Origin of the sequence: Floccifex sp., from assembly GCF_051873555.1 — a bacterium.
Lineage (GTDB): Bacteria > Bacillota_I > Bacilli_A > Erysipelotrichales > Erysipelotrichaceae > Floccifex.
The window spans coordinates 1-6,652 of the sequence record NZ_JBJEEY010000132.1 but is presented as its reverse complement, the minus strand read 5'-3'; the positions used below and the strand labels follow the sequence as shown (position 1 = coordinate 6,652).

The 6,652-nt window shown below is 32.4% G+C and carries 6 protein-coding genes and 1 riboswitch; of the genes, 1 reads left to right on the top strand and 5 read right to left on the bottom strand.

Annotation, left to right across the window (positions count from 1 at the left end; all coding sequences use genetic code 11):
• Window positions 1-168: 168 nt before the first annotated feature.
• From ACI32A_RS07585 to ACI32A_RS07570, 4 genes are read right to left on the bottom strand one after another with little or no spacing between them, the layout of a single operon-like run.
• Window positions 169-966, bottom strand: coding sequence for an HAD family hydrolase (locus tag ACI32A_RS07585; RefSeq protein ID WP_439754441.1), 798 nt, complete (start codon window positions 964-966; stop codon window positions 169-171).
• On the bottom strand, window positions 953-1,699 hold the full coding sequence (locus tag ACI32A_RS07580) for a hypothetical protein (protein WP_439754440.1): 747 nt from the start codon (window positions 1,697-1,699) through the stop codon (window positions 953-955). The genes ACI32A_RS07585 and ACI32A_RS07580 overlap by 14 nt, the downstream gene beginning before the upstream one ends.
• 11 nt (window positions 1,700-1,710) lie before the next feature.
• A complete protein-coding gene (locus tag ACI32A_RS07575) occupies window positions 1,711-2,526 on the bottom strand; it encodes a hypothetical protein (protein WP_439754439.1) in 816 nt (271 codons plus the stop codon).
• Between the two features lie 34 nt (window positions 2,527-2,560).
• The gene (locus ACI32A_RS07570; RefSeq protein WP_439754438.1) at window positions 2,561-4,456 is read right to left on the bottom strand and encodes a glycogen synthase; all 1,896 of its coding nucleotides are present in this window, start codon (window positions 4,454-4,456) and stop codon (window positions 2,561-2,563) included.
• A gap of 105 nt (window positions 4,457-4,561) precedes the next feature.
• Window positions 4,562-4,639: riboswitch (ZMP/ZTP riboswitch) on the top strand.
• Between the two features lie 34 nt (window positions 4,640-4,673).
• On the opposite strand from ACI32A_RS07570, the gene ACI32A_RS07565 reads away from it, so the two are divergent.
• A complete protein-coding gene (locus ACI32A_RS07565) occupies window positions 4,674-5,273 on the top strand; it encodes a formate/nitrite transporter family protein (protein ID WP_439754437.1) in 600 nt (199 codons plus the stop codon).
• Window positions 5,274-5,292: 19 nt separating this feature from the next.
• Here ACI32A_RS07565 and fucO read toward each other — a convergent pair whose 3' ends face one another.
• A complete protein-coding gene (gene fucO, locus ACI32A_RS07560; RefSeq protein WP_439754436.1) occupies window positions 5,293-6,441 on the bottom strand; it encodes a lactaldehyde reductase in 1,149 nt (382 codons plus the stop codon).
• Between the last annotated feature and the right edge of the window lie 211 nt (window positions 6,442-6,652).

Genomic DNA, 6,652 nt, shown 5'->3' with positions numbered 1-6,652 from the left:
ATATTATTCTGTCTTATTTGGTAAATACATCTTATCATATTTAAATATTCTAAATCCGGTTATTTTTTACATCAAATAATATATTATTTACATTATATGAATTGTGAAAACAATGTGACAAAGAAAAAAGTGATTCTAATTGAACCACTTATATTTTGGTAATTCATCTTAAAAATGCTTTAATAAAAATTCACCAACACCCCCTTCTTGACAAGAAGAAGTCTGGTATTCACATATTTCTTTTATTGGATTGACTGCATTCTCCATGGCAACGCCTTTAAAAGAAGATAACATTTCAAAGTCATTCATTTCATCTCCAAAACAAAGGACATTTTCTCTATTAATATGCAGTTGCTGACACAAAACATCAATCCCAACAACTTTACTTAAATTCGGATTAACGACTTCGGTTAAAATCGGTGAACTGGCAAACATCCGATAATTTGATGGTTGTATTTGTTCAAATCTTTTCAATATTTCTTTTTGTATGTCATTTTCACTGATCAATAACATCTTTGGATACGAATGCGAAATATAATTTTTTAAGTCTTCGCATTTTTTATGTATATGTGCTTCTTTACAACGACGATGATAGGCATCTGTCATTTGGTTTGTGACCAATGTATCTTCGTCAAATACACATAAAGATACTTCTAAATCTTCAAAAGCCTCGATGACTTGAAAAATCACTTCTTTGGAAAGATGATTTTGATTCACTTCTGTTTGTTTTTTACAATCAATAACAGTCCCTCCATTGTTGCAAACCAAATAATCACATAAGTTTTCTAAACCCCATTTTTTTAAGTTTTTCTTAACCATAGCATAAGGTCTTCCTGTTCCAATCGCAAAGGGAATTCCTTTTTTTCGAACATAATCAATTCCTTTTTGATTTTGAATCGGACACTCATGTTTAGAATCAATTAATGTTCCATCAATATCACTGACAATTAATTTAATTTCCTTCATTTCGAATCCTTTCTATCGCATATTTACTTTGTTCATGACTAAAACCTCGTAACATCAATTCATCTACAGTGGATAAGTCTTCTATTTTAGCTCTTAGATAAGCTTGATGGCTAAAATCAATGGATTGTGTCCATAATAAATAGTCGATACAAGATTCAAAACCATCAAATTTTAATTTAGAGATCCATTCTTCAAAAGAAATCCCTAATTCCAGGTATTCTTTCGATTTTTGAAGAGCTAATTCATTTTCTTTATTAAAACAAAAATTTAAAACATTTTGAATTTGAACCATACTATATTTTTCTTTTTCCAATATATTTTTTACTTCTATTTCATTTAATCCTTCTTTTATGCATTCCAATCCTCTTAATTTTGCTTGCACATCAAAATCTATATGTAAAGAATCTACAAAATCTTCTGCCCATTTTTTATTCCATTTTTTAAACGAAACATATTCAACTAAACCCTGTCTTGAATATCTTTCTCTTGTCAATAATCGTTGCATACTATCTCTTAAGTTATCTTCCATTTGTATGCGTACATCATGAATTGATTGTTTCTTTGTTTTGGGTTTAACAGACTTTTGTTTGGATGTTACAGGTGATTGAAGCGATAAATATAAAGCCCATCGATTTAAAGGTGTATCTTGAATTAATCCAGTAAAATAAGCATCATAAAAAGGGTCATATGGATTAACAGGATAAATGAATTCATCATTGTTTTTCTTTTTCATTGAATTCTCCTTTAAAATCGAACAAAAACATATGTTGTATCGTCTCTTTTTTTCAATCTTGGCAATTGAATGCACTGTGCATCTTGTTGCTGAAAATCATATAAATCTCTTTGAATTTTTTCTGGATTATTTTCAATTCCTTCTAATACTTTATTCATGGTTTCATAACCAGGAATGTTCATAATTTGACTAAAGCCATCACTCATGGCACAGATGCGTTTAATATTTTTTAAGGGCCATCTTTTTTCAATGGCATGTGAAATTCCTTTTTTAGTTGGATCTAAAATAAAATACAAAGTATTGGCACATCTTCGATTTTTAATAATGTGTTCTTGAATTTCCGGTAATTTTCTGGTTTCTAAAAATGAAATATTTTTTTGCTTGGATAAGCTCATCATATGATCAATGACTTCCTGATCTAACATTGAAATAGTTGTATCTTCAAAACATGTAATATTTCCATCTATTGTTTCAATGACTCCACAACAATCGCCTAAACCATAATATTCCAATTCCTGGTTTTGAAATCGAAATAAAGATATACAGGCATTGGGTAATTCAATATTGTCAAATTTATCTATGTCTTTATAATGACTTTGAATTTTATTTAAAGCTTCTTCTACAATTTGAGACAAAGACAAAGACAAATAAATGTGCGCATCAATTTCTTTTTTTAATTGTTGCACAAACCACACAACTTCTTCTTTTGAAGTCTTATTTTTTGATAAACCAGTAGCTCCGTCAATGACCAATACATGACAATTTGAATACGAATAAATATCTTCGTTATTTTTTTTATCCGAAATACTATATGAAATTATTTTCATGACTATGACCTAAAAATAGAGATTCATAGAATCTCTATTTTGTGATATCTACATATAATTGACGATATTGTTTCGCAGAATTTTCCCAGGAAACATCTTTAGCCATGTCTCTTTGTACCATTTCATCCCAGCACCAGCGATTATTGAAATACAATGATTTTGCACGATTGATGGCATCTAATAATAAAGAAGCATCGTATCGATCAAATGTGAATCCATTTCCCTGATTTGTATTTTCATTATATGGTTCCACAGTATCTTTTAATCCACCTGTTTCACGAACAACAGGAATTGTTCCATAGCGCATCGCAATTAATTGTGTCAATCCACATGGTTCAAAACGAGAAGGAACTAATAGTGCATCTACTCCACCATAGATTTTATGTGAACGTCCTTCATCATACATAATGCTTGCGGATACATTTCCTTTGTAGTCGTTTTCAAATTTTCTAAACGAATCTTCATACACTTTATCACCCGTTCCTAAAATCACAACTTGTGTAAAGTCATCCATGATTTGTGGTAGAATTGCATTTACTAAATCCAATCCTTTTTGATCTGTTAAACGAGAAACCAATCCCAAAACGAATTTCGAATGATCATGATCCAGTCCTAATTCTTCTTGAAGTGCCATTTTATTTCCAACTTTTTGAGAAACAACATTTGATAAATCATATGGACTTGCCAAATATTCATCAGTAGCTGGATTCCAGATATCAATATCAATACCATTTACAATTCCAACTAATTTATTGGAATGATAACGTAAATGTCCATCTAATAATTCACCATATTCCTGTGTTTGAATTTCTTGTGCATATGTAGTACTTACTGTTGTGACAACATCAGCAAATGTTAAGCCACCTTTTAACATATTCGCATCGTTATTTCCTTGTTTTAATCCACCTGTATGGAATACATGATAAGGTAGATTTGTCCAATATTGAATTGTAGGAACATTATAGATTCCCTGGAAACGTAAATTATGTACCGTTAAAATAGTTTTAGCACGACCAACTGGTGTTGGTGCAAACATTGTTTTCAAGAAAACAGGAACCAAAGCCGCTTGCCAATCGTGGCAATGAATGACATCTGGTGTCCAGTTCATATAATTTAGAGCAGCTAAAGAAGCCTTGGCAAAATAACAGAATTTAGGAATGTCGCCTACGATACTTGTATATGGATTTCCTTGTCCAAAAAATTCTTCATTGTCAATAAAGTCATATACAACACCATCCCAAATATATTCCATGATTCCTACATAGAAGGAACGACCATCGGAACATAAATCCATATGGAAAGATCCACGATAAACCATTCTTTCTTTGTATTTATATGGAATGCAACGATAATTTGGAATTAATACACGTACATCACAATTTAATTGAACCAAAGCTTTTGGCAAAGCATACATTACATCTCCTAATCCACCTGTCTTAACAAATGGGAAACATTCTGAAGCAATAAAGGCAACGCTTCGTCTTGGTTGAGGTAAATCAGATTGCACTTCTTCTACCACTTCCTGAACAACAGCCTCTTCAATCACTGGTTCCTCCATTGTTTGTTCTATTACTGGTTCTTCCTTTGGTTCTACAACTTCAATAACCACTTCTTCTTTTGGTTCTTCTACTTTTGTCTTACGAGGTTTACGAGCCGGTTTCTTTTCTTCTTCTGTTTTCTTTACAGCTTCTGTTTTCTTTACAGCTTTTTTTGTTTGTTTCTTAGCAGGCTTTTCTTCTACTTGATCAATTGTTTTCTTTGCTGATTTTTTCACCGGTTTTTCTTCTTTTTCAGCTACTTTCTTTGTAGCTTTTTTAGCCGGTTTCTTTTCTTCTTCTACTTTTTTTGTTGCTTTTTTACGAGTCGTTTTCTTTGCTGGTTTTGCCTCAGCTTCAACAACTTCGATCTCCTTTAAATCTTTTTCAGCCATAGTATATACCTCCATGTATAGCTTCTTTGTTTCTTTTATTTTACAACATTTATATAAATAAACAAATATAGATTTCTTGCGTTTTCTTTTTTGAATGATATAATAAAGCCATCATACGACTGACGGAAGTGGAATAGACCACATGGAGTATGAAATAAAGAGCCGACCGTCTGGGCAATATATTTGTCCAGTTTTTTTATGGACTAGAGAGGATATCATGAGATACATTAAAACATTTTATTTAGCTATTTTAGCTGGAATAGCCATTGGAATTGGAGGAACCATTTATTTATCTTTGGACAATAAAGTCATAGGAGCCCTATTTTTTGCGGTTGGACTATATGCCATTTGTGTTCATGGATTGAACTTATTTACCGGAAAAATTGGATATATCATTGAACAAAAAATTTCCTATTGCATAGATTTATTCTTAATTTGGACAGGAAATTTACTAGGAACATGGCTAACCTCTTTTCTACTTTCTTTTACTCGTTTATCTCTACAGGAAAGTGCAAAAATCATTTGTGAAATCAAATTGAATGATTCTTTATTGAGCCTGTTTGTATTAGGTATTTTCTGTGGTTTATTAATGTTTATTGCGGTAGATGGCTATAAAAAATGTCAAAACCCATTCTTATTATTCATCTGTGTAGCTGTCTTTATTTTATGTGGATTTGAACACTGTATAGCTGATATGTTTTATTTTTCCATTGCAGATGCATGGTCCATTACAACATTGATTGATATTCTTATCATTTCACTTGGAAATACCATAGGCGCTATATTCATTCCAATTTCTAAGAAAATACATAACTAAAAAAAGCCCGAAGGCTTTTTTACATTAAAGATAAGAACATCGCTTTAATATCATCGATAGAAGCTGGTTTAGGATTTCCAGGTGCACATGCATCTTTTGCAGCATCAGCACTTAAAGCATCAATGTCTTCCATAGGTACAACACCTTTTAATGACATTTCAATACCAACGTCTTCTCCTAATTTTTTAACCGCTGCTACTGCTAATTCACGTACTTCTTCAAGAGGTTTTGTATAAGCACCTTCTACATCAAAAGCAGCTGCGATATCACGATATTTTTCACCCGTTGCATCGGCATTGTATGCCATAACAGTTGGAAGTAAAGTTGCACATGCTTTTCCATGTGGCATTCCATAATAAGCAGATAAAGTATGTGCCATAGCATGGTCTACACCCAAACCAACATTAGAGAATCCCATACCAGCAATATATTGTGCAAGAGCCATTTGTTCACGTCCCACTGGATCATTTTGAACAGCTGCACGCAAGTTTTTCGCAATTAATTGAATGGCTTTGATATGGAACATATCACTTAATTCCCATGCACCAGCTGTAATATACCCTTCAATGGCATGTGTTAAAGCATCCATACCTGTAGCTGCTGTTAAACCAGCTGGCATACTTGCCATCATATCTGGATCCACAAAAGCAACCACTGGAATATCATGTGGATCACAACAAACAAATTTACGTTTATTTTCTGGATCTGTGATTACATAATTAATGGTAACTTCTGCTGCTGTTCCAGCTGTTGTAGGAACTGCTAATATTGGTGTACAAGGTTTTGTTGTAGCAGAAGCCCCTTCCAATGAACGTACATCCGCAAATTCAGGGTTTGTATTAATAATACCAATGGCTTTAGAAGTATCCATACTCGATCCTCCACCAATCGCAACAATCACATCTGCATCAGCTTCTGCATATGCTTTAACCCCTGTTTGTACGTTTTCAATTGTTGGATTTGGTTGAATGTTGCTGTAAATAACATATTCAATACCTGCAGCATCTAATAAATCTGTTACTTTTTTTGTCACACCAAATTTGATTAAATCTGGATCCGAAGCTACGAATGCTTTTTTGAAACCTCTTGCTTTGATTTCATTTGGAATTTCCTGGATAGCACCTTTTCCATGATAAGAAGTTTCATTTAAGATAAAACGATTTGCCATAATTATAATTCCTCCTATATGACTATTTACTTTTATTTTACTCTTTTGAACCTCAAAAAACTAATAAATATGTGCTTTTCCAAAAATATATTTTATTTCTAATTCCAATACATTGGTTGTATTCAACATGCGATCATGATAAGGATGGTTGGTTCCTTCCCGTGTTTAGAAGTTTGCACCATTTTTTTTAGAAGTAAGATAATATCGATAG